Below are 22,848 nucleotides of genomic sequence, written 5' to 3' on the forward strand. Positions count from 1 at the left end.
GTGCCGGACAGCCCGGTGCCGACGATGATCACGTCGTACGGTTCGGAGGTTCCGGCGGTTCCGGTGGTCCCGGTGGTTCCGGCGGTTCCGGCGGGCCGAGACGTCTCGGGGTCCGGCTCCGGGTCCGTTCCGGGTCGGTCTCCGCCCCGTGGCCCGACGACGGCCTGCGCGATCCCTGGCACGGTGTCAGGAACACGGGACCACAGCCAGGTTGACCACTCCCGTGACCCAGAGCAGGGAGACCGGCATGACCGCCGCCCCGACAGCCGTCAGAACCGCTCCGACGACCGGGCGCCACCGCCCGGTCCTGCGCGCCGTCGTCGTCGCCGCCGTCGGCCTGGGCCTGCTCGCCGCGCTCGCCCCGGCCGCCGTGGCCCGGCCCGCCGGCCGCCCGACCGCCGCCGGCTGCGGCGACGCCCACGGCCGGATCGCCGTCCGCCCCGCCACCGCCGACACCCCCGAACGCGGGACCGACTGGCAGGCCGCCGACGCGGCCCTCGCCGGGATGACCGACCCCGGCTACGCCACCTCGGCCCTCGCCGCCGTCCGCGAGGACGGCCGGCTGGTGTGGCGCAACGCCACCGGCGTCGCCGACCTCGCCACCGGCGAACCCGCCGACCCCCGCGGGGCCTTCCGGATCGGCAGCGCCACCGAGACCTTCGTCGCCACCGTGCTGCTCCAGCTGGTCGGCGAGCACCGGCTGGACCTCGACGACCGGCTGGAGTGCCTGCTGCCCGGCATCGTCCCGAACAGCACGGAGATCACCGTCCGGCAGCTGCTCGACCACACCAGCGGCGTCGCCGACTACACCCGGGACCCGGCCTTCGACCACCGGCGGCCGGAGTGGCTCGACGGCGGCCGCTTCAAGCACTACGCCCTCCGGGACCTGGTCGACATCTCCCACCGTTATCCGCCCGCCTTCCCGCCCGGCGCGGACCGGCAGTACTCCGACACCGACTACGTCCTGGTCGGCATGATCATCGAGACGCTCACCGGCCGCTCCTGGAACGAGGAGGTGACCCGCAGGATCATCCGTCCGCTGGGCCTCGCCGACACCTGGATGCCCGGCGACTCGCCCGTCATCCCGGGCCCCCACGCGCACGGCTACGACAGGACGGACACCGGACCGGTCGACCTCACCCCGCTCAACCCCACGCCGGCGGGGTCCTCCGGCGCCGGCATCTCCACCACCGCCGACCTGACCACCTTCCTCAAGGCCCTGCTCGGCGGCCGCCTGCTGCGCCCGGCCGAACTCGCCGCCATGCAGCAGACCACCGACCACGGCGACGGCCGGTCCTACGGTCTCGGCCTGCAGCGGGTGGACACCCCCTGCGGCACCTTCTGGGGTCACGCCGGCGGCTTCCCCGGCTACGTCACGATGATGCTGGGTTCGGCGGACGGCAAGCGCCAGTTCGCCGCGAGCACCACCGTCTACGACATCCCGGACCGGGACACCGCCGACGCCGCGTGGCAGAAGGTGATCACGACCGCCCTGTGCGGCCCGCAGACCGGAACGGCCGCACCCGCACCCGTAACCGCACCCGACCTCGCCCTCCCGGCGCCGTGACCGACCCCCTACGCTGACCGGCGACACCACGGCCGACCGTCACCAGGAGGACGAGACATGGCAGAGCCGCTGATCGCCGCAGTCGGGGGCAGGGTGCCCGCCGTCGACCCGAGCGCCTTCGTCGCACCGAACGCCGTCGTGGTCGGGGACGTGACGGTGGGTGCGGGCGCGAGCGTCTGGTACGGCGCGGTGCTGCGCGGCGACGCCGAGTCCATCAGCGTCGGCGCGGGCAGCAACATCCAGGACAACTGCACCCTGCACGCCGATCCCGGCTTCCCGCTGGTGGTCGGCGAGCGGATCTCGGTCGGCCACAACGCGGTGCTGCACGGCTGCATCGTCGAGGACGACGTCCTGGTGGGCATGAACGCCACCGTGCTGAACGGCGCCCGGATCGGCGCCGGTTCGCTGGTCGCGGCCGGCGCGGTCGTGCCGCAGGGCATGGTCGTCCCGCCCGGCTCGCTGGTCGCGGGCGTCCCGGCGAAGGTCCGCCGGGAGCTGAGCGAGGAGGAGCGGACGGGCATCAAGGCCAACGGTGAGGGCTACCGGCTGCTCGCCGGGGCCCACCGGGAGATCGGGGCCCGCTGAGGGCCCGTCGTTCCACCGGACACCGGTCGTCCCGTCAGCCGCGGGTCACCCCGACACGGGCGGCGGCGGCCGGCTCGGTGACCGCGAGCCCGGCCGGGCTCGCGGGCCGCCGCCGGTCGGCCGCCCAGGCGAGCACCGCGACCAGCGCGCCCGAGGCGGCCAGGCCCGCGCCCACCAGCGTCGGCGAGGTCCAGCCGAGCCCGGCGTCCAGCGCCAGCCCGCCGAAGTAGGCGCCCTGGGCGTTGGCCAGATTGAAGGCGCCCTGCACGGTCGCCGAGGCCAGCGTCGGCGCACTGCGCGCCTTCTGCAGCACCAGGGTCTGCACCGCCGGCACGATCGCGAAGCCGAACAGCCCGATCAGCACCACGGTCACGGCCGCCGACCACCGGGCGTGCGCGGTCACCGCGAACAGCGCCAGGGTGGCGGAGAGCAGTACGAACGCCGCGCAGACCGTCGGCCGCAGGGCCCGGTCGGCGGCGAACCCGCCGAGCACGTTGCCGATCGTCATCCCGACCCCGAACAGCGCCAGCACCAGGGTCACGGACCCGGTGGCGTACCCGGAGACCTCGGTGAGCAGCGGCGCGATGTAGCTGTAGCAGGCGAAGAAGCCGCCGCAGCCGAACACCACGGTGGCCAGCGCCAGCCACAGCTGCCCGCTGCGGAAGGCCTGCAGTTCGTGCCGGAGCCCGGACTGGCCGGGGGAGGGCAGCGCGGGCACCAGCCTGGCGATGGCGAGCGTCCCGGCGGCGGCGATCAGCACGACCACCAGCATGGTCGCCCGCCAGCCCAGGTGCTGCCCGAGCAGGGTCGCGGCGGGGACGCCGACGATGTTGGCCACGGTCAGCCCCGAGAACATCACCGCCACCGCACGGGCCCGCCGGTCGGGTGCCACCAGCTCGGCGGCGGCCACCGCGCCCGCACCGAAGAACGCCCCGTGCGGCAGCCCGGTGACCAGCCGCGCGGCGGCCAGCGTCCAGAAGTCGGGTGCGAGCGCGCACAGCAGGTTGCCGGTGGCGAACAGCCCGGCCAGGGCCACCAGCACCGCCTTGCGCGGCCGGCCGGCCGCCAGCGCGGTGAGCAGCGGCGCGCCGACCACCACCCCCAGCGCGTACGCCGAGATCAGCCAGCCCGCCTGCGGGATCGAGACGTGGAGGCTGTCGGCGACTTGGGGGAGCAGCCCCATGGCGGCGAATTCGGTGGTGCCGATGGCGAACGCGGTGACGGCCAGCGCGAGCAGCGCGAGAGGCAAGGGGGTGACTCCGGGGTGATGCCGACGACCGGGGGAGCGCGCGGCGGGCGAATTCGTTCGTCCGGCATCCTAATCCGGCCGGATGACGCCCTCATGAGGCGTGTGTGACGAGAGGAAGTCGCCAGCGGGGCCCGCGCGCGCGAGACTGGGTGCATGTGCCGCAACATCAAGACGCTGCGACCGCCGGTGACGCCCGACGCCGGGGAGGACGACTTCCACGCCGCCGCGCTGCAGTACGTCCGGAAGGTTTCCGGCTTCCGCGCCCCGGCCGCGCACAACCGGGAGGCGTTCGACCGGGCCGTGGACGCGGTCACGGAGGCCACCGCCCGGCTGCTCGCCGAGCTGGAGGTCCGCGGCTCGCACACCCGGTCCGTCGTGGCCGCCGCCGGGTGACCGGGCCGCAGCGGCCGGACCGGACCGCGGTGGACCGCGGTGGATCACCGTCGACCGCCGTGGATCACGACTGCCGTGGATCGCAACCGCCGTCCGTGGATCGGAGCGGACGTCCGCGGACGAACGCCGACAGGGAGCAGGATCAGGTGATGAACCCCGACAAGCGTTACGCCCTCACGTTCCCCGGCACCCCCGGCACCCAGGCCCCGCAGGACGTCGTGGTGGTCACCCGGACCAGCGCGACCGGCCCGGGCGGGCACCCGGTGTACGAGGACGAGAGCGGCATCGTCCGGGCCGAGATCAGTGACTCGGGCGAGGTGCGGATGCTCGCCAGCGGAGGCCACCAGAGCCCGCACCTGCCGGTCCACGCCCATCCGCTCCCCTGACCGTCCGGCCTCCCCTGACCGTCCGGCCTCGTCCGACCGTCCGGCCTCGTCCGACCGTCCGGCCCCGGACCGGCCGGGCTGCCCGGATCGCCGCCCGGAGCGATCGCCCGTCGGGCACAATCACCCCATGACCACAGCGAGTTGGCAGGGCATCGTCATCGCCGAGAGCGAGGACACCGTCGTCGTCGAGGGCAACCACTACTTCCCGGTCGAGTCGGTCCGCACGGAGTACCTGCGGCCCTCCGGGACCACCACGGTGTGCGGCTGGAAGGGCACCGCCGGCTACTACACCCTCGACGTGGAGGGGCGGACCAACCCCGACGCGGCGTGGTTCTACACCGATCCGACGCCCGGGGCCGAGCACGTGCGCGGCCGGGTGGCGTTCTGGCGCGGGGTCGAGATCACCGAGTCGGCGGCCGCCGCCGACTAGCCCCCGGGCCACGCGGGTACCTGAATCCCATGGCAGTCTTCCGCAGGCCGGGCCGTTCCCGGCCGACCCCCGAGCCGGACCTGGCCGAACAGCTCGCCGAACTGGTCGAGGAGGCCGAGCAGCCGGTCGGCGAGGAGCCGGCCGCCGCGTACCAGGCGCGGCAGCGCGGCCGGGGCCGGGCCGTGGTGGCGCACACCGCCCGGCTGCTCGGCACCGGCGGGCGGGCCGCCCGGGGCGCGGCCCGGAGGGCGGCGTACGGCGGCAAGGCCCTCACCGAGCAGCTGCTGCAGGCCGCCCCGCGGATCCCGGTGCGCGACCTCGCCACCCTGCGGGCGCAGCACCCGGGCGCGACCTTCCCCGAGGAGCTGGCCGACCGACTGGTCGCCGGAGCCGTCCGGGCCTCCGGCGCGCTCGGCGCGGGCGTCGGCGCGGCGGCGATGATGCCGGTGCCGCCCGCGATGCCGGTGGAGATCGCGGCCGAGACGCTGGCGGTGGCGGCGGTGGAGATCAAGCTGATCGCCGAGCTGCACGAGGTCTACGGTGCGCCGGCGCAGGGCACGGTCAGCCAGCGGGCCGGGGCGTACCTCGGGGCCTGGGCCAACCGCCGGGGGATCGACGCGACGCTACTGGTCCGGCCCGCCGGCTTCGCCGCGCTGGCGATCGGCGCGGAGGTCCGCCAGCAGGTGCGCCGACGGCTCACCCGCAGCTCGCTGCGCCACCTGCCCGCGATGACCCCGCTGCTGGTCGGCGCGGGCATCGGCGCCACCATGAACCGGCGTGAGACCCGTCGGCTGGCCGGCGAGGTCCGGGCGGACCTGCGCGCCCGCCGGCCGGCCGACCGGGCCTACTGGACCGCGGCCGCGCCGGCGGTGCAGGGGACGACGGTCAAGGGCAGGGCGGTGAAGGGCAAGGCGGTGAAGGGCAGAGCGGTGAAGGGCGGGGCGGTGAAGGGCACCACGGGGAACGGGACCTCGGCGAAGGGCACCGCGGCGCCGGAGGGCGAGGAGGCGCCGTAGGGTTCGGAAACCCCCGGCGCCCCCGTGGTCAGGACGCCTGCGGTCAGGACGTCTGCCGTGGTCAGGACGTCGGCGGCGGTGGGGCCCCCGCGCCCCGGCCCGTCTTGACGCCGTTCACCATCGCCTGGTGGATCGCCCGGGCGGTGGTCTCGTCGGCTGCCGGCACCGGACTGCCGGACACCGTGTACCAGTCCAGCGCGCCGGTGTACTGGACGGTCAGCCGCGCCTCGCCGTCCACCCAGGTGGTGTGCACGGTGAGGTCGCCGGAGATCGGGCCGACCTCGGAGGTGGTGACCCCTCCGGGGCCGCTGATGATCGACTGGGTGGTCCAGGTCGCCCACGACGCGCGCGGGTCCGCGGGCGGCCGGGCCTGCCGATTGCCTTGGTCGTGTTCGGTCATGCGCCTATCCTCCCCCGCCGGTGAGTCGCCACCCGGGCAGCGACACCTGCGGTCGCGGCGACCGCCCGGTCCCACCGGGCGGTCGAGTCGGTACGGCGGCGGACGGTCAGTCGATCCGTCCGGGTTCGTCCAGCATGGCGTCGCCTTCCGCCTGCGAGGTGTCCTGCGCGTGCAGGTTCTGCATCGAGGTGATGCCCTCCTCGGGGTCCGCAGCACGGACATCCTCGTCACGGTCGGTGCTCACCTCGGACCGTTCGCTCATGTCGGTCATCGTGGGCTCCGTCTCCTCGGCCGGTCCGGGAACGCCGAGCCGCGGGCGCGGCCGGGCCGGGTTCTCTTTCGCCCTTCCAGCCTGCCCCCGCCCCGGCGCTGGGTCCAGCCGGATGACCGGCGAACCGGAGGCCGGGGCGTCGCGGGCCCGGGTCCCGACCGGGTGCGGTCACCAGGTCACGGGCAGCGACCGCATGCCGTGGATGAACGACTCGGTGCGGAACGCCAGCTCGCCGCGCGGCACCGCCAGCCGCAGGCCGGGCAGCCGCCGGAACAGGGTGGCCAGGGCGATCTGCAGCTCGGCGCGGGCCAACGGCTGGCCGAGGCACTGGTGCACGCCGAAGCCGAAGGCCATGTGCCGCCGGGCGTCCCGGTCCAGGTCCAGCTCGTCGGCGGGCCGCCGGTCGGCGTCGCCGAACACCGTGTCGTCCCGGTTGGCAGTGGAGACCATCGCGATCACACCCTCGCCGGCCCTGATCGTCGTACCGCCGAGCCGCACGTCCTCCAGGGCCACCCGGGGCAGCCCGGTGTGCACGATGGTGAGGAGGCGCAGCAGTTCCTCCACGGCGCCGGGCACCGCGGCCGGGTCGGCCAGCCTGGCGACCTGGTCGGGCCGGTCCAGCAGCAGCGCGGTGGACAGCGAGATCATGTTCGCGGTGGTCTCGTGCCCGGCGATCAGCAGCAGCAGACCGGTGCTCGCGACGTCGCGCGGGGTCAGGTCGTCCCGGACGGCGAGCCGGCTGAGGATGTCGTCCTCCGGCCGCTCCCGCTTGCGGGCCGCCAGCGCGCTCAGGTACTCCAGCAACTCGTCCTGGGCCTCGGAGAGCTTCTCCGGGGTGCTGTTGCTGCTGAGCAGGGTCCGGCTGATGCCCTGGAAGAACTCGCGCTCCTCGTAGGGGACTCCGAGCAGCAGGCAGATCACCAGGGAGGGGACGGGCAGGGCGAAGTCGGCGACCAGGTCGGCCTCGGTGCGGCCGAGGGTCATCCGGTCCAGCGCCTCGTCCACGATCCGCTGGACGGCCGGGCGCATCGCCTCGACCCGCTTGACCAGGAAGTCCCCGGTGACCATCCGGCGCAGCCGGGCGTGCTCGGGGTCGTCCAGCCGCAGGAAGCTCGGGTTCTCGGCGATGATCTCCCGGACGCCGGGGACCAGGGCCGGGAAGTTCGGGTGGCGCACGTCCGCGCTGAACCGCCGGTCGGACAGCACGGTGCGGACCTCGGCGTAGCCGGTGGCCAGCCAGCAGGACTCGCCCCCGGGCAGGTCGGCGCGGGTGACGGCGGCGGTGGCGGCGGCCTCGGTGTACGCGGGGGGCGGGCCGAAGGGGCAGCCGGCCGAGTGCGGTGCCGGGATCCGGACGGTGGCGGTACCGGTGGTCGTGGGGGTGGGGGTGGGGGTGGGGATGCCGGTGGTGGGAGTGCTCGTCAAGGTGGGGTCTCCTTGCGTGGGTGTTCTCCGGTGCAACTCGACGGCGGACCCGCCCGTCGCGGTGGTCGTGGTGGGGGTGGGCCGCGGTGGGGGCGGTCAGTCGCCGGCCGCGGCGGGTTCGTCCTCGGTCGCGGCGGTTTCGTCCTCGGTCACGGTGATCGCGCCGCCCGGGCAGAGCTGGGCGGCCAGTCGCAGATCGGCGAACTGCTCGGGCCGGAAGTCGGTTTGACGGAGTCTCACCAGGCTGTCCTGGTCGTCCTGGTCGAACACCTCGGGAACGTTCACGACGCACATCCCGGAGCTGCAGCAGCGGTCCCGGTCGACGTTCACCCGCATGGTCGGGCACCTTTCGCCAGTGCGCCGCCGGCTGCCCGGCGGCCGCCTCTCGTTGTCATTGCCAACCTAACCGCCACTGCTCCGTCCACGGAGGGGGTGGTGGCGGGATCCTTGAGAATGGCCGATTCGGCCCCGGTAGGAACACCCGTGCGGCGCAACAGGTTTGAATTGACGTCACCCCGACAAGTCGTGGTTCCGCCGTTCCGAGGGCGAGTTCACGACGACAGCCCCTCGGCGGTGGCGATCTCCCGCACGGTCGCGACGGTGTCGGCCTCCGTGGCGTCCTTGTCCGGCCGGTAGCGCAACACCCGGGCGAACCGCAGGGCGAGGCCGGCGGGGTAGCGGGGGCTGCGCTGCAGACCGTCGAAGGCGATCTCGACCACCAGCTCCGGACGGACCCGCACCGTCCAGGCGTCCCGCTCGGTCTCCCGGGCGAGCAGCTCGGCGGTCTGCCGGGCGAGCATCTCGTCGGTGAGGCCCTTGAAGGTCTTGCCGAGCATCACCCACGGGCCGAGCCCCGGCTCACCCGCCGCCCGGGCGCCCAGGTGCAGGTTGCTGAGGAACCCGCGACGCCGCCCGCTGCCCCACTCGGCGGCCAGCACCACCAGGTCGAGGGTGTGCCGGGGCTTCACCTTGATCCAGCCGATGCCGCGGCGCCCGGCCGCGTACGGCGCCGCCGGGTCCTTGACCAGCACGCCCTCGTGGCCGAGGGCCAGCGTGTCCCGGAAGAAGGCCAGCGCCCGCTCGCGGTCCCCGGTCTCGGTGCGCGCCACCCGCAGGTCCGTCGGCACCGCCTCGGCCAGCGCCGCCCAGCGCTCCCGGCCCGGACGGTCCACCAGGTCCGCACCGTCCCGGTGCAGCAGGTCGAAGAAGAACACGCTGAGCGGGACTTCGACGCGCAGCCGCTCCGGGTCCCGCCGGGCCGCGGTGCGCGCGGCGGTCTCCTGGAACGGGCGCGGCCGCCCGTCCGCGCCGAGCGCGATCGCCTCGCCGTCCAGCACCGCCGAGCGCAGCGGCAGCGCCAGCGCGGCCTGCGCCACCTCGGGGACGCGCGCGGTGATGTCGTCGAGGCTGCGGGTGAACACCGCGACCTCGTCACCGTCCCGGTGCACCTGCACCCTGATCCCGTCCAGCTTCCACTCCAGCGCGGCCGGACCGGTGCGCTCCAGCGCCGAGGCGACGTCCGGCGCGGAAGCGGCCAGCATCGGCCGCACCGCCCGTCCCACCTCCAGCCGGAACGCCGTCAGCGCGGCCTCCCCGCCGGTCAGCGCCGCCTCCGCCACCGCCCGGGCCGAACCCCGGAACATCAGCGCCCGCCGCACCGCCGCCGACGGCACCTCCGCCGCCCGCGCCACGGCGTCCCCGACCACCGCGTCCAGCGCGCCCTGCCGCAGGTCACCGACCAGCACCGCCCGCAGGAACGCCTGCTCCTCCCCGGTCGCCCGCCCGAACAACCCGTGCAACAGCCGTCGCCGCTCCGACTGCGCCCCTGCGCCGTGCACCCCCGCGATCCGCTCCAGCTCCCGCTCCACCTCCCGCACCCCGAGCGACGCGTCCCCGGCCGGCTCCGGCAACCCGCGCAGCGCCGCCGGCCCGACCCCGGTCCGCAGCCGCTGCGACTCCCCGGACAACAAGGCCACCGCCGCCGGCGCCTCCACCGGCCCCAACTCCCGCAGACACCCGGCCAGCAACCCCGTCTTCGCCCGCCGCCCCGGCTCCGCGGCCACCGCCCGCGACACCTCCGCCAACCGCCGCAACCCCGCCACACCACCACCTCCTCCACCCAGCATCCGCGCCCCGGGCGGCCCGCGCCTCAGCAGCCCTGCGGACGCGGCGCCTGCCGCCCCGGCCGCCGTCGGCCCCGCCGCAGCCCGGCACGACCCTCCAGGCCGTATCGGCGCGCCGTTCAGCCAGGCCGGCCGTACCCGGCTCAGCCGGTGAGCACCCGCGGTCGCCGCCCCCGACGGGTGGCGGCCTGCCCGTGGCGTCGGCCCGTGGCGTCGGCCCGTGGGGTCGGCCCGTGGGGTCGGCCGGTGCGTTCCGCATCCCCAAGTGCCGGAGTGGAGTGCCGGCTCGGCGATCTTGGCCGGGGTGGAGCTCGGGTGCGGGTCGACGGGGCGTCATGCTGGGCCCGCGAGCCGCCATGACCTCCGAGGAGACCGGAATGAGCGACACCCCCACCGTCCGCTGGAGCGTCGACGCGCCCGAGGCCGACGAGTTCGCCGCCTGGCGCGAACTCTTCCGCGGGTACTGCGAGTTCTACCGGGTGCCGTGTCCCGAGGAGAAGGCCGAGCTGGTGTGGTCCTGGCTCACCGACAAGGACCACGAGCTGGACGGGCTGCTGGTGCGGGACGGTGACGGGAGGCCGGTCGGGCTCGCCCACTACCGGCCGTTCGTCCGTCCGCTGCACGGGGCCGTCGGCTGCTTCCTGGACGACCTCTTCGTCGCGCCGGACGTCCGGGGCGGCGGGGCGGTGGACCTGCTGCTGGCCCGGCTGCGCGAGATCGCCGCCGAGCGCGGCTGGAACACCGTCCGCTGGATCACCTCCGAGACCAACTACCGGGCCCGCGGCAAGTACGACCAGGTCGCCGTTCGGACCCAGTTCCTCACCTACGACATGGCCCCGGACACCCCGATGCGCTGAGATGGTGACCGGGTCGCCGGACATTCGTTCGGACTTTCTGTTATCGGCACGCCGCCCGGAGGTCTCCCAGGTGTCGACACCCGACCAGCCGACCCGGAACAGGAAGCGTGACCACGTGAACAGCGACGACAGGACGACCATCCTCCCGGCGACCGGTGGTGACCGCGGCAGCGACGGCGGCGCGGGCGGCAGCCGGGGCCGGACCGGTGGCCGGGCCGCGCGGCGGGCCGCCCAGCGGCACGTCGGCCGGGGCCGACGGGGTCGGCGCGGCGGGTTCGTGCCGGTCACCGCGGTGGTCGCGGCCGTCGCCGGTACGGGGCTGATCGCAGCGCTGGCCGGTGCCGGCTACGCCGCGTACGGCGGCAAGCAGGCCGACCGGGACGTCATGGGCCAGGCGATGTCCGCCGACGCGCTGATCGCCGCCGAGATCGGCACGCACGAGGGGATCCAGGTCCCCGGCGCCGGGGGAGCGAACGGTGCCACCCCGGTGTCGCCGTCCGGCCCGGCCGCGACCGGTCCGGCGGCCACCCCGAGCGACCCGGCCACGCCGACCGCGACCGCCACCGCCACCGCCACCCCGACGGCCACCCCCACGGCCACCGCCACCCCGACCCCGACCGCGACCGCGGCCAAGGCGACCGCGAGCGCGACCCGGACCGCCGCCCCCGCCGGGGCGGCCGCCGCCCAGCGGACCGCGACCGGACCGGCCACCCCGGTCGGCGGCGGCGCGGCCCCCTCCGACGCCCAGGCCGTCGTGGACCTGGTCAACGCCGAGCGTGCCAAGGCCGGTTGCGGGCCGGTCACCGCCGATCCCAAGCTGGCCACCGCGGCCCAGTCGCACAGCGACGACATGGCCAACCGCAACTACTTCGATCACGCGAGCCCCGAGGGCTACCACGCCGACCACCGGATCGAGGCCACCGGCTACCGCTGGAGCACCTGGGGAGAGAACATCGCCCGCGGCCAGAAGGACCCGGCTGCCGTGATGGACGCCTGGATGAACAGCCCGGGCCACCGCGCCAACATCCTGAACTGCGCGTTCAAGCAGCTCGGCGTGGGCGTGCGGACCGGCTCCGGTGGTCCGTGGTGGACCCAGGTGTTCGCCGCACCGGCCTGACCGGCCTGACCGGCCGCCGGCGCAGACCCTCGACCCCCGGTGCCCGGTCCCTACCCCCAGCCCCAGCCCCGACCACGGAAGCCGAACCCGCCCCCGACCACGGAAGCCGAACCCGACCACGAAACCGACCACGAACCGATCGGACACCACCGAGCCGATCCGACGACACTCCGTTCCGGCCCGATCCGCTTCCGGGCCGGGCCGATTTTCCGATTCCGCGCACATTGTTGTTATCTGATCACTCCCCACAGGTCTCCGAGGAGGCAGCGGCGGACGGAAACACGGCAAGACGGAGTGCGGACCATGAACGCTGATGTGCAGAACAGGACCGGGAGCACCCTGGTGCTCGCGGCGCAGGCCGGCGACCGGCAGGCCCAGGAGGCGCTGGTCGCCACCTGGCTGCCGCTCGTCTACAACGTGGCCGGACGCGCCCTCGGCGGCCACGCCGACGTCGACGACGTCGCACAGGAGACCATGATCCGGGCCCTGGACGGCCTGGACGGGCTCCGCGACCCGGACTCGTTCCGCTCCTGGCTGGTCGCCATCACCATGAACCAGGTCCGCCGCCGTCACGCCGCGGGTCTGCAGCAGGCCGTCGGCGGGCTGGACGAGACCTGGGAGGTCGCCGACCCCAGGGCCGACTTCACCGACCTGACCATCCTGCGGCTCGGCCTCTCCGGCCAGCGCCGCGAGGTCGCCGAAGCGACCCGCTGGCTCGACCCCGACGACCGCGAACTGCTCTCCCTGTGGTGGCTGGAGGCCGCGGGCGACCTCACCCGTGCCGAGCTCGCCGAGGCCCTCGACCTGAGCCCGGCGCACACCGCCGTCCGCGTCCAGCGGATGAAGAAGCAGCTGGAAGCCGGCCGGGTGGTCGTCCGCGCCCTCAGCGCCTACCCCCGCTGCCCCGACCTGACCGAACTCACCGCCGGATTCGACGGCACCCCGAACTCGGTCTGGCGCAAGCGCATCGCCCGTCACATCCGCAGCTGCGCGGGCTGCGACGGCCTCGGCCGCGACCTCTTCCCCGCCGAGGGACTGCTGGCCGGCCTCGCCCTGGTGCCGATCCCGCACGGCTCGCCGCTCCTGCTCCACTTCCAGCACACCGCGGCCGCCGTCGCCGCCCAGACCGCCGCCGGCGGAGCCGGCTCGGGCGCCGCGTCGGGCGCTGGCCTGGGCTCGGGCTCGGGCGCCGGGTCCGGTACGGGAGCAGGGGCGCACGCCGGTGCCGGCGGGCACGGCGGCTGGGCCGGCACCGCCGCCCGGAAGGCCGTCCTGGCGAGCGGCGCGGCCGCGGCGGTGGCCGTGACCACCCTCGCGCTGGTCTGGCCGCAGCACACCGAGCCCCCGCTGGCGACCGCCCCGGAGCCGACCGCTCCGGCGGCCGCCCAGGACACGGCCCAGGAAGCCCCGAGCGTCGCCGCCGCGCCCGTGGCGGTCGCCCCGACGCCGGTGCCGACCCCGACGCCCACGGAGACCCCGACCGCGACGCCCACACCCACCCCGACGCCGACCCCGACGCGTACGGTCGCCCCCGCGCCGGTGGCCGGCCCGGAACGCCAGCTGGTCGACCTGGTCAACGCCGAACGCGCCAAGGTGGGTTGTGCCCCGCTGCGGATCGACCCCCGGCTGCACTCCGCCGCGCAGAAGCACTCGGAGGACATGGCCGCCCGCGGCTTCTTCGACCACGTGAACCCGGACGGCGTGCGCGCCGACACCCGGATCACCGCCGCCGGCTACCGCTGGTCCCAGTGGGGCGAGAACCTCGACCGGGGACCGACCGCCCCGGCCACGGTCGTCGCCCACTGGATGGACGGCGGCATCCACCAGTCGAACATGCTCGACTGCGGCTTCAAGGACGTCGGCGTCGGCCTGGCCACCAGCCCGACCGGCACCACCTACTGGACCCAGGACCTCGGAGCCCCGCTGTCCTGACCGGACGCGACAGCCCTGACACAGGGGCAGGCGGCAGGCGGACGGGCGTGACTAGGCGGGGGTGACCCCGACCAGTCCGTCCGCCGACCCGGTCACGAAGCCCGTGGCGTGCCCGACGACACCTCCCGCGTCGCCGACCTGGCCGGGCACCACCTCGGGCGCGCTGCTCAGCGGCCCGGGCAGACCCTCCTGACCGCCCACGGCGCTGGCGTGCGCACTCGGCGCGGTGAGGGAGGCCACGACACCCACGGCGAGCGAGGCGACGGCGAGCATGCTGCGCTTCTTCATGGCCGGTCCAACGACGCTGCGCCGGAAGGGTTACGGGGGCGGCCCGCCCGGGCCGCCCCGCGACTCCCTCCGACCGCGCGTGCCGACGGAGTGTCAGGCCCGGTAGAACGTCCGCCCGCTGGAACCGGAGGAGACCGACCACACCTCGGCTATCAGCCCGCCGTCGAGCCGCAGGATGTCCGTCCCGCTGCGCGCCACCACGCCACCCTCGCCGTCCGAGAAGCTCGCCAGGTACGGCCGGGCCACCAGCCCCGACACCGCCCCGTCGACCGACTCCAGATCCACCACCGCGATGCCCTCGGCCGCGAACCGCAGCTCCGACCGCTTGGCGTGCCACTGCCGGATCACCTCGGCCAGCCCCGCCGGCGTCCGCACCTCGTCGAACGCCTCCGAGCCCGCCTGCGTGTACCGCAGGGTGAAATCGGGCGCCATGATCTTCTCGGCCAGCCCCAACTCGCCGTTCCACAGAGCCGTCCAGCGGTCGTAGACCTCGACCCCGAACTCCCGCAGCTCAACACCCATGAGAAATCCCCCCGTTCGTTCCCCGACCGTTTCTCGATCGTGCAGGGAACGCTAGCACCGGCCACTGACATCCGGCCCGAGCGGGAGCCCGAAGGGGAGCGCGATCGGGAGCGCGGGTGGGCACGCGCGAAAGCTGGACGGCCCGCGCGCCGACCGGGACTCAGGCCGGGCGGCGGGCGGGCCGTGGGAACCACCATGGCCCCACCCGCCCCTGCCGGTCAGCGGCGCGCACGCGGCGGCCGGACGCACACCGGCGCGCCGGGGCGTGCAACAGCGGCCCCAGCGGCGCCGTCAGAGTGTCCCCGAGCCCCGGGCCACCCCGGTCCCGCCCGCCACCCCGGCACCGCCCTCCCGAAGGGCACCGCCCTCCCGAACGGCGCTGCCCGCAGCCCCCGCGCCGCCCGCAACCCCCGTGGCCGCGGCGGCGCCGGGAGCCTTCCCCGCCGGGAGCACCGTCCAGTCCGGGTGCCCCGGCATCGGCGGCGTGCGCAGCCCGTACAGCCAGTCGCCGAGGAACCCGCCCAGGTCCTCCCCGGACACCGCGGAGGCCGTGCGCACGTAGTCCGCGGTGGTCGCGTTCCCGTACCGGTGCTCCCGCAGGAAGGTGCGCTCGATCCGGTCGAAGGTGTCCGCGCCGACCTTCTCGCGCAGCGCGAACAGCACCAGCGCGCCGCCCGTGTAGCGCTGGCCGTCGAAGAGGTTCGCGGCGGTCGGGGACGCGACCGGCCCGGAGTCGTGCCGCGACCGGTCGCCGAGGCCGTAGACGTCGCGCATCCGGTCGTCCAGCGTGGTGTGGCCCCGGTCGTCCGGCCAGCCGCGGTCGTAGCGGTACAGCAGGCCGTAGAAGTCGGCGTGGCCCTCGTTCAGCCAGAGGTCGGACCACCTGGCCGGGGAGACGCTGTCGCCGAACCAGGAGTGCACCAGCTCGTGCATCATGTGCGGGCCGATCTCCGCCTCCGGTCGGCGCAGGAAGTTCGGCTTGTAGAGGGTGAGGGTCTGGGTCTCCAGGCCGGTGAAGGCGAAGGCGTCCGGTGCGTCCGTGTCGACCGGCAGGATGCCGTAGGCCTCGAACGGGAAGCGGCCCAGGTGCGCCTCCGCCCAGGCGAGTTGGTCGGCGGTCAGGGCCAGCGCGGGCTCCAGCTCGGCGGCCCGGGCGGTCGGGACGACGTCGCGCAGCGGCAGGCCGTGCGGGCCGGTGCGCTCGCGGACGGTGTAGTGGCCGACCGAGACCTGGACCAGCTCGGTGGCCATCGGCTCGCGCGAGACGTACCGACGGGTGGTCCGGCCGTCGGCGTGCGGCTCGGTCCGCGTCAACTCGCCGTTGGCGACGCCCAGGAGAGCGTCCGGCGCGGTGACCGCGATGGCGAACCGGGCCTTGTCGCTCGGGTGGTCGTTGCAGGGGAACACGGTGTGCGCGCTCTGCGGCTGGCCGGCCACCGCGAACCCGTCCGGGGTGGGGACCCAGCCGGTGTGCGGCAGCGCGGCCCGCGGGTCGACGGTGTACTCGACCGTCAACTCGGTGGTGGCGCCCGGTCGGAACGGCCCGGTCGGGGTGACGGTCAGCTTCTCGTCGTGCGTCGCGAAGTCCGCCGGCCGGTCACCGACCCGGACGGCGTGCACGGCCAGTCCGAGTGCGTCCAGCTCCAGGTGGGCGAGGGTGCGCTCGGGCCGGACGGTGATCACGGCGGTGCCCTCCACGGTGCGGGTGTCGGCCCGGTAGTCGAAGGCCAGGTCGTACGCGAGCGCCCGGTACCCGGTGTTGCCGAGCGAGGGGAAGACCGGATCGCCCAGCCCGGCCGCACCGGCCGACGGGACGCTCGCGGACAGCAGCGCCGCGCTGAGCACGAGCGACAGGGCGAGGCCGGCACGGGGCTTGGACAAGGGGGGTCACCGCACTTCGCGAACGGAGCGGGCACGGAGGCCGCCGGGACAGGAGAACCGCGGACGGATGCTAGTGGACCGCCGGGCCGGCGGGGGTGCGAATCCGTGAGATCCGACGACACGCCGTCGTCCCCCGGACGGCCCACCGTGATGGCGGGGCCCCCGGGGGCCGTCTAACGTCGGGAGTGCTTCGTCCCCTGACGGACGGGGCCACGGCCGTCGGAACTCCTGGCCAGGTCCGGCGGCCGTACTTCCATGCCCTGGCGCACCCCGTAGGCTGGCGGGCGAGACGACGCCCCGTACCGGATGCCAGGAGCCGCCGTGACCAGTCCAGCCTCCCGCGTCCTGGTGATCGGTGAGTGCGTCGCGGACGTCGTCCGCACGGACGGCGCCCCGGACCGGGTGCACCCCGGCGGCAGTCCCGCCAACGTCGCGTACGGCCTGGCGCGGCTGGGCCGCCCGGCCACGCTGCTCACCGAGCTGGGGCCGGACGCCAACGGTCGGCTGATCCGGGCGCACCTGGAGTCGGCGGGCGTGCGGGTGCGGGCCGCCGAGGTGGCGCGGACACCCTCGGCCGTGGTGCGGCTGGACGGTCAGGGCCGGGCCCGGTACACCTTCGACATCGGCTGGACACTGCCGTCGGTCGAGCCGGTGCGGACCGACCTCGCGCAGACCCCCGCCGCGATCCACCTGGGCTCGATCGGCGCCGTCACCGAGCCGGGTGCGGCCGCCGTGCTGGCCCTGGTGGAACGGTGGCGGGGGCGGACGCAGATCAGCTACGACCCCAATGTGCGGCCCGCGCTGATGGGCGGGCGGGCCGAGGCCGTCCGGCGGGTCGAGCGCTGCGTGGCGCTGAGCGACCTGGTCAAGGCGAGCGACGAGGACCTGGCCTGGCTCTACCCGGGCGAGCGGCCCGAGGCGGTCGCGGAGCGCTGGCTGGCCCTCGGCCCCTCCGTGGTGGCGGTGACGCTGGGCGCCGACGGCGCGTTCGCCCGCACCGCCGAGGGCGTCCGGGCCGAGGCGGCGGCCGTCCCGGTACCGGTCGCGGACACCGTCGGCGCCGGGGACTCCTTCATGGCCGCCTTCCTGCACGCCCGGGCGAGCGGCGCCGACCTGCCGGCCTGCCTGACCCACGCGGTGACGGCCGCTGCCCTGACCGTCTCCCGCCCGGGCGCCGCCCCGCCCTCGGCGGCCGAGCTGGCGGCCGCCCTGGCGGAGGGGCCGGAGCCGGCCTCGGAGGTCGGCGCGGTGTAGACCCGGACCGCTCCGGCGACCGCCGCCGGGGCGGCCGGCCTCGTCGGGCTGCTCCCGTCGCTGCTCAACACCCCTGCTCAACACCGCTGCTACACGCGGACGGTGAGCTCCTTGGCGTACCAGACCTCGGCGTACCGGCTGCTGTTGTAGGCGGGGATCTCCCGGTATCCGTGCCGGAGGTAGAGCGCGCAGGCCTCGACCAGGTCGCGGCGGGTGTCGAGCACGATCCGGTCGGCGCCGAGGGAGCGGGCGGCCTCGTCGACGGCGGCGAGCAGGCGGGCGCCGCCGCCGGTGCCGCGCAGGCCGGGGCGGACGTAGACGCGGGTCAGCTCGACGGTGGTGGCGTCGAGGCGCCGCAGGCCGGCGCAGGAGTGGGCGACGCCGTCGTGGCGGCCGAGCAGGAAAACGCCGTCGGGCGCGACGAGGTCGTCACTCGGGGAGTCGGCCAGGCCTGACTCCAACTCCTCCGGGGTGCCCTCCTGTCCGAGGTGCAGGCGGTAGTAGCGGTTTGCCACGTCGTAGTAGTACTCGCGCAGCAGCTCCAGGGCCTCGGGAGTGGTCACGTCGGCCGTGGTGACGGCCCAGAGGTCGGAGCGGAGGGGCGCGGTGTTCGTCATGCGCGCATGATCCGCTCCGTGTCGCCGCCGTCGCAATCGGTTTTCCGGGGCCCCGGAGGGCCCGCCGGGCCTGCGGGACGGTCTGCGGGCGCGGGTGGACGGCAAAGGAACGGCAAGGCGTCCGGCGCGCCGTTGCCCCGCACGGGTGATGAGGGGATTGGCGGGGGTGCGCGGTGGGGGAGCAGTGCAGCTATGGATAGACCATCAGATTGTCAGAATAATGGGGGTTTGAGGGGGAGTCAGAAGAGCCGGAGCGCAGTGCGGACCGGCCTGCTGGCCACCGTCTGCCTCGGCGCCGTCATCGCCGGCTGCGCCGGTCCGGCCGGGCCCGCCGGGCCGAAGGCCGCCCCGGCCAAGGCGGATGCGGCCAAGGCCGAGCCGGCACCCGCCGCCGAGGCCGTCGGCCGCGGCGCGGCCCGCCCGCCGGCGGCGCCGCCGGTGCTGCCCGGCCTGGCCCGCCAGGAGGAGGAGGCCGGCAGCGAGGCGGTGGCCCGCCAGGAGGCGGCCGCCCGGACCGCGCTGGAGACCGCGCAGCGCTGGGGTCTGGAGCGCTCGCCGCTGAAGGCCCCGCCGCGTCCGGCGACCAGGGCCCGGCTCACCCCCGTCCAGGGCGTCAAGCTCGCGGAGGACCGCCCGCCGGTGGTCTACCGGGTGCCGACCGACGACAAGGTGGTCTTCCTGACCGTCGACGACGGCGCGGAGAAGGACCCCGCGTTCTCCCGGATGGCCGAGGAGCTGGGGGTCCCGATCAGTGCCTTCGTGTCCGACTACCTCGCCCGCGAGAACTACGGCTACTTCCGGGACCTGCACGCCCAGGGCGTGGAGATCAACAACCACACGATCAACCACCGCAACCTGAAGGTCCTGGACTACGAGACCCAGCGCCAGGAGATCTGCAACCAGCAGGACCAGCTGGAGCAGCAGATCGGTGTCCGCCCCCGGCTGTTCCGGCCGCCGTACGGCGAGTACAACGACGACACGCTGCGCGCGGCGGCATCCTGCGGGGTGCAGGCGGTGCCCATGTGGAACGAGGAGGCCTTCCCGGACCACATGGAGTGGCGTTACGACGACCGTGCGCTGCACCCGGGCGACATCATCCTCACCCACTTCCGGGGCACCGACATCTGGAAGGCGACCATGCCGGACCTGCTGCGCAAGGTCGTCAACGACGTCACCGCGGCCGGCTTCTCGCTGGGCCGCCTGGACGACTACCTGTAGGCACCCCGGGGGCGGCTCAGCCGAGCGAGAGGGCGTCGAGGTACACCCAGGCGCCCTCGTGCCGCACGAAGCGGCTGTTCTCGGTGAGCACGCCCTCCTCGCCGCCCTCGGTCCAGTGCGCCCGGAAGGCGACCGTGCCCTCCGCGTGGAACGCCCCGCCCTCGGTGGTGGAGACCACCTCCAGCCGGGTCCAGCGCAGCGCCGGGTCGAAGTCGACCTCGGCGGGCCTGGTGTCCGGGTGCCAGGTCCGCAGCAGGTACGCCTCGTCCTGCGCGGCGAAGGCGCTGAACCGGGAGCGCATCAGCGACTCGGCGGTGCCGGCCGCCGCCTGGCCGCGGTGCAGCCGGCCGCAGCAGTCGCCGTAGGCGGCGGGCAGGCCGCACGGGCAGGGGGAGGAGGGCAGCAGCCGGGGAGCGGCGGAGCGGGCCGCGGAGTTGCGTCGGGACATGCGGTCCATTGTCCCCCACCGCGACGCGACCCCCGCGACACGACCCCCGCAGCCCGGGACCCGGCAGGGCCCGGGGTCGCGAGCACGGGGCCCGCCCCCGGCGCACCGGGGGCGGGCCCGTCCGCGTTACGCGGGGCGCCGGAACGCGTAGTTGAACTCGGCGCTGCCGAAGTGCCCCATCAGCCGGAGCCAGAGCGGCATCATCATCTCCGTCGCCCGGGCGGCCGAGATGTCCCCGAGGTCGATGATCCACTCGGCCGGCCAGCCGAAGCCGCCGAGCAGCGCGACGGTCTCGGCCTTGGCCGCCGCGTCGTCGCCGGCGATGAAGAGGTTGTGCTCGCCGCTCAGTCGGCCCGGCTCCACCATCAGCTCGCAGTTGACGGTGTTGAGCGCCTTGACCACCCTGGCCTCGGGGAACTCGCGCTGGATCTGCTCGCCGACGCTGTCGGTGTTCACCGGGTCCAGCGTCACCCGGCCCTCCGGGCCGAACGCCAGCGGGTTGGAGACGTCGATCAGCAGCTTCCCCGCGAGGTTTTCCGCCCCGGCGGCCCGCAGCGCGGCGAGGGAGACCGTCCCGCCGGTGGCGTTCAGCACCACCTCGCCGAAGGCGGCGGCCTCGGCGAAGGTCCCGCACCGGGCGTCGGGGCCGGCCTGTGCGGCCCAGGCCAGCCCCTTCTCGTTGTCCTTGCTGCGGGAGCCCAGCGTCACCTGGTGGCCGAGCGAGACCAGCTTGCTCCCCAGGGTCTGCCCGACCATGCCGGTGCCGATGATTCCGATGCGCACTGTTTCCCCGTCTCGTCGGATGGCGGCGCGTCCCTGCCGAACGTGCCGGCGACGACCATAGTTGACCAGGGGTCAGTGTCGTCGGAGCGTCCGGGACACCGGATCAGGTGTTCCCCTCGATGGTGAACATCGCGACCACGGCGACCGCCAGCGCCACCCCCGGGAGCAGCGTGACCAGCACCCGGCCCCGGGGGATCAGGTACACGACCGGCCACTGGAGCACGATCAGGGCGAGCAGCGTGAACAACCCGTAGTCCGCCACGGCCAGATGGGCCCGGGTCGACGGGCAGGACGCCGGGCCGTCGCAGGGGTCGGTCATCATCTCGGCGAGACCGCGGAGGGCCCCCGCCGGGGGCAGCAGCATCAGGTACACCGCGGTGGAGATCGTCACGGCGGTCCACCACCGCCCGCGGGCGGAGCCGGTCGGGCGGCCGGAGGTGCGCGGGAGTTCGCTCATACGGCCCATGCTGCCGTCCGGTCCCGGCCGTCGGGCAGCGTCGGGGTACTCAGTGCGCCTGGGTGCGGGTACTCAGGCGCGGGGCTCGCCGAACCAGGTGCGCAGCGCCCGGGTGAGCCCGTCCGGGTCCGCCCCGCCGGCCTCGCACGCCCAGGCCACGTAGCCGTCCGGGCGCAGCAGCAGGGCGCCGGCCGGCGGCTCGGCGCAGTCGGCGGCGATGCCGTCGACCCGGTCCTTCCAGCCCGTCGCGTGGTCGGCGAGCTCACCGCCGGTGAGGTCGAGCAGCAACGGGCGGCCGCTGCGGGTGAGTTCGGCGATCCGGAACGACCCGGCGGCGGTGGTCAGGGCGAGGTCGGGGACGAAGCGCCCGGCGAGCGGGTGCGGGCAGTCGGTGTCGTAGCGGATGTCGCTGCCGGCCATCAGCGCGGCGATCCGCCCGAGGTTGTCCCGGTGCGACAGCAGTTCGTCGAACAGGGCGCGCACCGCCGTGGTTCCCGGGCCGGGGGACATCAGTGCCATCTGGGCCTGGGAGTGCATGAAGACCCGCTCGCCGATCGGGTACCGCTCGCGGTGGTAGCTGTCCAGCAGGCCGGGCGGGGCCCAGCGCCACAGCTCGGCGGCGAGCTTCCAGCCGAGGTTGGCGGCGTCCTGCAGGCCGAGGTTGAGGCCGGGGCCGCCGGTCGCGGCGTGCACGTGCGCGGCGTCGCCGACCAGCAGGACGCGGCCCTGCCGGTAGCGCTCGGCGAGCCGGGTGTTGTGGCCGACCTGGCGGCGCGGGGTGAACGGGCCGGGCGTACGGGCCGGGGTGAGTGCGAGGTCGGCGCCGGTCACCCGGCGGACGCTGGCGCGCAGCTCGTCCAGGGTGAGCGGGCTCGACTCGTCCGCCGGCGGGCCGCCCCACTCCATGGTGGCGACCATGGTGGCGTCCGGTCCGAAGGGGCCGAGGACGAAGACGCCGTGCTCGGTGCGGGTGTGGGTGAACGGGCGGACCGGGGTGGGGCAGCCGGGCAGCAGGAACTCGCCGGTGTCGGTGGTGCGCACGTCCTCGGGCAGCAGGACGTGGGCGATGCGCGAGACCGGGTCGGGCGAGGTGACCCCGGGGAAGTCGATCCCGGCCAGCTTGCGGACGGTGCTGCGTCCGCCGTCGGCGCCGACCAGGTAGCGGGCGCGCAACTGCCCGGAGCCGTCCGGCCCCCGGTAGTCGACGGTCACCCCGGTGGCGTCCTGGGTGAGCCCGGTGACCTCGCAGCCGCGGCGCGCGGTGATGCCGAGTTCGCGGGCGCGGTCCTCCAGGACCTCCTCGATCCGGTGCTGCGGCACCGGCAGGGCGTGCAGCGGGTTGTCGTCGAGCCGGTGCAGTTCCAGCGGGAAGGCGCCGAACACGAAGCGGGGTACGGGCTGCGGTGTGCCCGGGCCGCCGAGCGGCTCGTACAGGCCCCGGTGGTCGAGCAGGCGGATCACCTGGCCGACCAGGCCGTTGGCCTTCTGGGCCAGGGAGCGTTCGGGCAACCGTTCCAGCACCACCGGTCGGATCCCGGCCAGTGCCAGTTCGCAGGCCAGCATCAGCCCGTTCGGGCCGGCGCCGACGACGGCGACGTCGTGGATCATCTCAAGTCCCCCTCGGACAAG

The 22,848-nt window shown here is 75.0% G+C and carries 25 protein-coding genes; 11 read left to right on the forward strand and 14 right to left on the reverse strand.

Annotation, left to right across the window (positions count from 1 at the left end; genetic code table 11):
• Window positions 1–247: 247 nt before the first annotated feature.
• Together ABTY56_RS01355 and ABTY56_RS01360 are read left to right on the forward strand one after the other, a co-directional pair.
• Entirely contained in the window at window positions 248–1,567 is a 1,320-nt protein-coding gene (locus ABTY56_RS01355) for a serine hydrolase domain-containing protein (RefSeq protein WP_350625258.1), read from the forward strand.
• Between the two features lie 57 nt (window positions 1,568–1,624).
• Window positions 1,625–2,152: a gamma carbonic anhydrase family protein gene (locus tag ABTY56_RS01360; protein WP_350625260.1), complete on the forward strand. Its 528-nt coding sequence runs from the start codon at window positions 1,625–1,627 to the stop codon at window positions 2,150–2,152.
• A 34-nt stretch (window positions 2,153–2,186) separates the two neighbouring features.
• Here ABTY56_RS01360 and ABTY56_RS01365 read toward each other — a convergent pair whose 3' ends face one another.
• Window positions 2,187–3,401, reverse strand: coding sequence for an MFS transporter (locus tag ABTY56_RS01365; RefSeq protein WP_350625262.1), 1,215 nt, complete (start codon window positions 3,399–3,401; stop codon window positions 2,187–2,189).
• 153 nt (window positions 3,402–3,554) lie between these two features.
• Here ABTY56_RS01365 and ABTY56_RS01370 point away from each other — a divergent pair, with 153 nt between their 5' ends.
• The 4 genes from ABTY56_RS01370 to ABTY56_RS01385 all read left to right on the forward strand — a co-directional run bounded on the left by ABTY56_RS01370 (window position 3,555) and on the right by ABTY56_RS01385 (window position 5,626).
• Window positions 3,555–3,794 (forward strand): DUF2277 domain-containing protein, encoded by a 240-nt coding sequence (locus ABTY56_RS01370; RefSeq protein ID WP_350625264.1) that lies wholly within the window; start codon window positions 3,555–3,557, stop codon window positions 3,792–3,794.
• 149 nt (window positions 3,795–3,943) lie between these two features.
• Complete coding sequence (locus ABTY56_RS01375; RefSeq protein WP_350625266.1) at window positions 3,944–4,180, forward strand: DUF6296 family protein; 237 nt, start codon at window positions 3,944–3,946, stop codon at window positions 4,178–4,180.
• A 127-nt stretch (window positions 4,181–4,307) separates the two neighbouring features.
• Window positions 4,308–4,610 carry a DUF427 domain-containing protein gene (locus ABTY56_RS01380; RefSeq protein WP_350625268.1) on the forward strand — a complete coding sequence of 101 codons (303 nt, stop codon included), beginning with the start codon at window positions 4,308–4,310 and terminating at the stop codon, window positions 4,608–4,610.
• Window positions 4,611–4,639: 29 nt separating this feature from the next.
• Window positions 4,640–5,626 (forward strand): hypothetical protein, encoded by a 987-nt coding sequence (locus ABTY56_RS01385; protein WP_350625270.1) that lies wholly within the window; start codon window positions 4,640–4,642, stop codon window positions 5,624–5,626.
• Window positions 5,627–5,687: 61 nt separating this feature from the next.
• On the opposite strand, the gene ABTY56_RS01390 is transcribed toward ABTY56_RS01385, so the two are convergent.
• The 5 genes from ABTY56_RS01390 to ABTY56_RS01410 all read right to left on the reverse strand — a co-directional run bounded on the left by ABTY56_RS01390 (window position 5,688) and on the right by ABTY56_RS01410 (window position 9,848).
• Window positions 5,688–6,026, reverse strand: coding sequence for a hypothetical protein (locus ABTY56_RS01390; protein ID WP_350625272.1), 339 nt, complete (start codon window positions 6,024–6,026; stop codon window positions 5,688–5,690).
• A 106-nt stretch (window positions 6,027–6,132) separates the two neighbouring features.
• Window positions 6,133–6,288 carry a hypothetical protein gene (locus tag ABTY56_RS01395; RefSeq protein ID WP_350625274.1) on the reverse strand — a complete coding sequence of 52 codons (156 nt, stop codon included), beginning with the start codon at window positions 6,286–6,288 and terminating at the stop codon, window positions 6,133–6,135.
• 177 nt (window positions 6,289–6,465) lie between these two features.
• Window positions 6,466–7,722: a cytochrome P450 gene (locus ABTY56_RS01400; RefSeq protein WP_502893003.1), complete on the reverse strand. Its 1,257-nt coding sequence runs from the start codon at window positions 7,720–7,722 to the stop codon at window positions 6,466–6,468.
• A 96-nt stretch (window positions 7,723–7,818) separates the two neighbouring features.
• The gene (locus ABTY56_RS01405) at window positions 7,819–8,058 is read right to left on the reverse strand and encodes a ferredoxin (RefSeq protein WP_350625276.1); all 240 of its coding nucleotides are present in this window, start codon (window positions 8,056–8,058) and stop codon (window positions 7,819–7,821) included.
• A 215-nt stretch (window positions 8,059–8,273) separates the two neighbouring features.
• A complete protein-coding gene (locus ABTY56_RS01410) occupies window positions 8,274–9,848 on the reverse strand; it encodes an ATP-dependent DNA ligase (RefSeq protein ID WP_350625278.1) in 1,575 nt (524 codons plus the stop codon).
• A 374-nt stretch (window positions 9,849–10,222) separates the two neighbouring features.
• Between ABTY56_RS01410 and ABTY56_RS01415 the strand changes: the two genes are divergently transcribed.
• From ABTY56_RS01415 to ABTY56_RS01425, 3 genes are all read left to right on the forward strand, one after another.
• Window positions 10,223–10,702, forward strand: coding sequence for a GNAT family N-acetyltransferase (locus ABTY56_RS01415; RefSeq protein ID WP_350625279.1), 480 nt, complete (start codon window positions 10,223–10,225; stop codon window positions 10,700–10,702).
• A gap of 115 nt (window positions 10,703–10,817) precedes the next feature.
• Window positions 10,818–11,819 carry a CAP domain-containing protein gene (locus tag ABTY56_RS01420; protein ID WP_350625281.1) on the forward strand — a complete coding sequence of 334 codons (1,002 nt, stop codon included), beginning with the start codon at window positions 10,818–10,820 and terminating at the stop codon, window positions 11,817–11,819.
• A 303-nt stretch (window positions 11,820–12,122) separates the two neighbouring features.
• The gene (locus ABTY56_RS01425) at window positions 12,123–13,751 is read left to right on the forward strand and encodes a sigma-70 family RNA polymerase sigma factor (RefSeq protein WP_350625283.1); all 1,629 of its coding nucleotides are present in this window, start codon (window positions 12,123–12,125) and stop codon (window positions 13,749–13,751) included.
• A gap of 51 nt (window positions 13,752–13,802) precedes the next feature.
• On the opposite strand, the gene ABTY56_RS01430 is transcribed toward ABTY56_RS01425, so the two are convergent.
• From ABTY56_RS01430 to ABTY56_RS01440, 3 genes are all read right to left on the reverse strand, one after another.
• Window positions 13,803–14,039, reverse strand: a complete 237-nt coding sequence (locus ABTY56_RS01430; RefSeq protein WP_350625285.1) for a hypothetical protein — start codon at window positions 14,037–14,039, stop codon at window positions 13,803–13,805.
• 93 nt (window positions 14,040–14,132) lie between these two features.
• Window positions 14,133–14,561: a hypothetical protein gene (locus ABTY56_RS01435; protein WP_350625287.1), complete on the reverse strand. Its 429-nt coding sequence runs from the start codon at window positions 14,559–14,561 to the stop codon at window positions 14,133–14,135.
• 291 nt (window positions 14,562–14,852) lie between these two features.
• Window positions 14,853–16,442 carry a M1 family metallopeptidase gene (locus ABTY56_RS01440; protein ID WP_350625289.1) on the reverse strand — a complete coding sequence of 530 codons (1,590 nt, stop codon included), beginning with the start codon at window positions 16,440–16,442 and terminating at the stop codon, window positions 14,853–14,855.
• A 321-nt stretch (window positions 16,443–16,763) separates the two neighbouring features.
• Here ABTY56_RS01440 and ABTY56_RS01445 point away from each other — a divergent pair, with 321 nt between their 5' ends.
• Window positions 16,764–17,696 carry a carbohydrate kinase family protein gene (locus ABTY56_RS01445; protein ID WP_350625291.1) on the forward strand — a complete coding sequence of 311 codons (933 nt, stop codon included), beginning with the start codon at window positions 16,764–16,766 and terminating at the stop codon, window positions 17,694–17,696.
• An 89-nt stretch (window positions 17,697–17,785) separates the two neighbouring features.
• On the opposite strand, the gene ABTY56_RS01450 is transcribed toward ABTY56_RS01445, so the two are convergent.
• On the reverse strand, window positions 17,786–18,313 hold the full coding sequence (locus ABTY56_RS01450; RefSeq protein WP_350625293.1) for a GNAT family N-acetyltransferase: 528 nt from the start codon (window positions 18,311–18,313) through the stop codon (window positions 17,786–17,788).
• 228 nt (window positions 18,314–18,541) lie between these two features.
• On the opposite strand from ABTY56_RS01450, the gene ABTY56_RS01455 reads away from it, so the two are divergent.
• Window positions 18,542–19,531, forward strand: a complete 990-nt coding sequence (locus ABTY56_RS01455) for a polysaccharide deacetylase family protein (RefSeq protein ID WP_350625295.1) — start codon at window positions 18,542–18,544, stop codon at window positions 19,529–19,531.
• A gap of 16 nt (window positions 19,532–19,547) precedes the next feature.
• On the opposite strand, the gene ABTY56_RS01460 is transcribed toward ABTY56_RS01455, so the two are convergent.
• The 4 genes from ABTY56_RS01460 to ABTY56_RS01475 all read right to left on the reverse strand — a co-directional run bounded on the left by ABTY56_RS01460 (window position 19,548) and on the right by ABTY56_RS01475 (window position 22,827).
• Entirely contained in the window at window positions 19,548–19,979 is a 432-nt protein-coding gene (locus ABTY56_RS01460) for a YchJ family protein (protein ID WP_350625297.1), read from the reverse strand.
• A gap of 126 nt (window positions 19,980–20,105) precedes the next feature.
• Complete coding sequence (locus tag ABTY56_RS01465; protein ID WP_350625299.1) at window positions 20,106–20,762, reverse strand: NADPH-dependent F420 reductase; 657 nt, start codon at window positions 20,760–20,762, stop codon at window positions 20,106–20,108.
• A gap of 103 nt (window positions 20,763–20,865) precedes the next feature.
• Window positions 20,866–21,219, reverse strand: a complete 354-nt coding sequence (locus tag ABTY56_RS01470; RefSeq protein WP_350625301.1) for a hypothetical protein — start codon at window positions 21,217–21,219, stop codon at window positions 20,866–20,868.
• Window positions 21,220–21,291: 72 nt separating this feature from the next.
• Complete coding sequence (locus tag ABTY56_RS01475) at window positions 21,292–22,827, reverse strand: FAD-dependent monooxygenase (protein ID WP_350625303.1); 1,536 nt, start codon at window positions 22,825–22,827, stop codon at window positions 21,292–21,294.
• Window positions 22,828–22,848 lie beyond the last annotated feature (21 nt).

Source organism: Kitasatospora sp. NPDC097691 (assembly GCF_040302665.1).
Lineage (GTDB): Bacteria > Actinomycetota > Actinomycetes > Streptomycetales > Streptomycetaceae > Kitasatospora.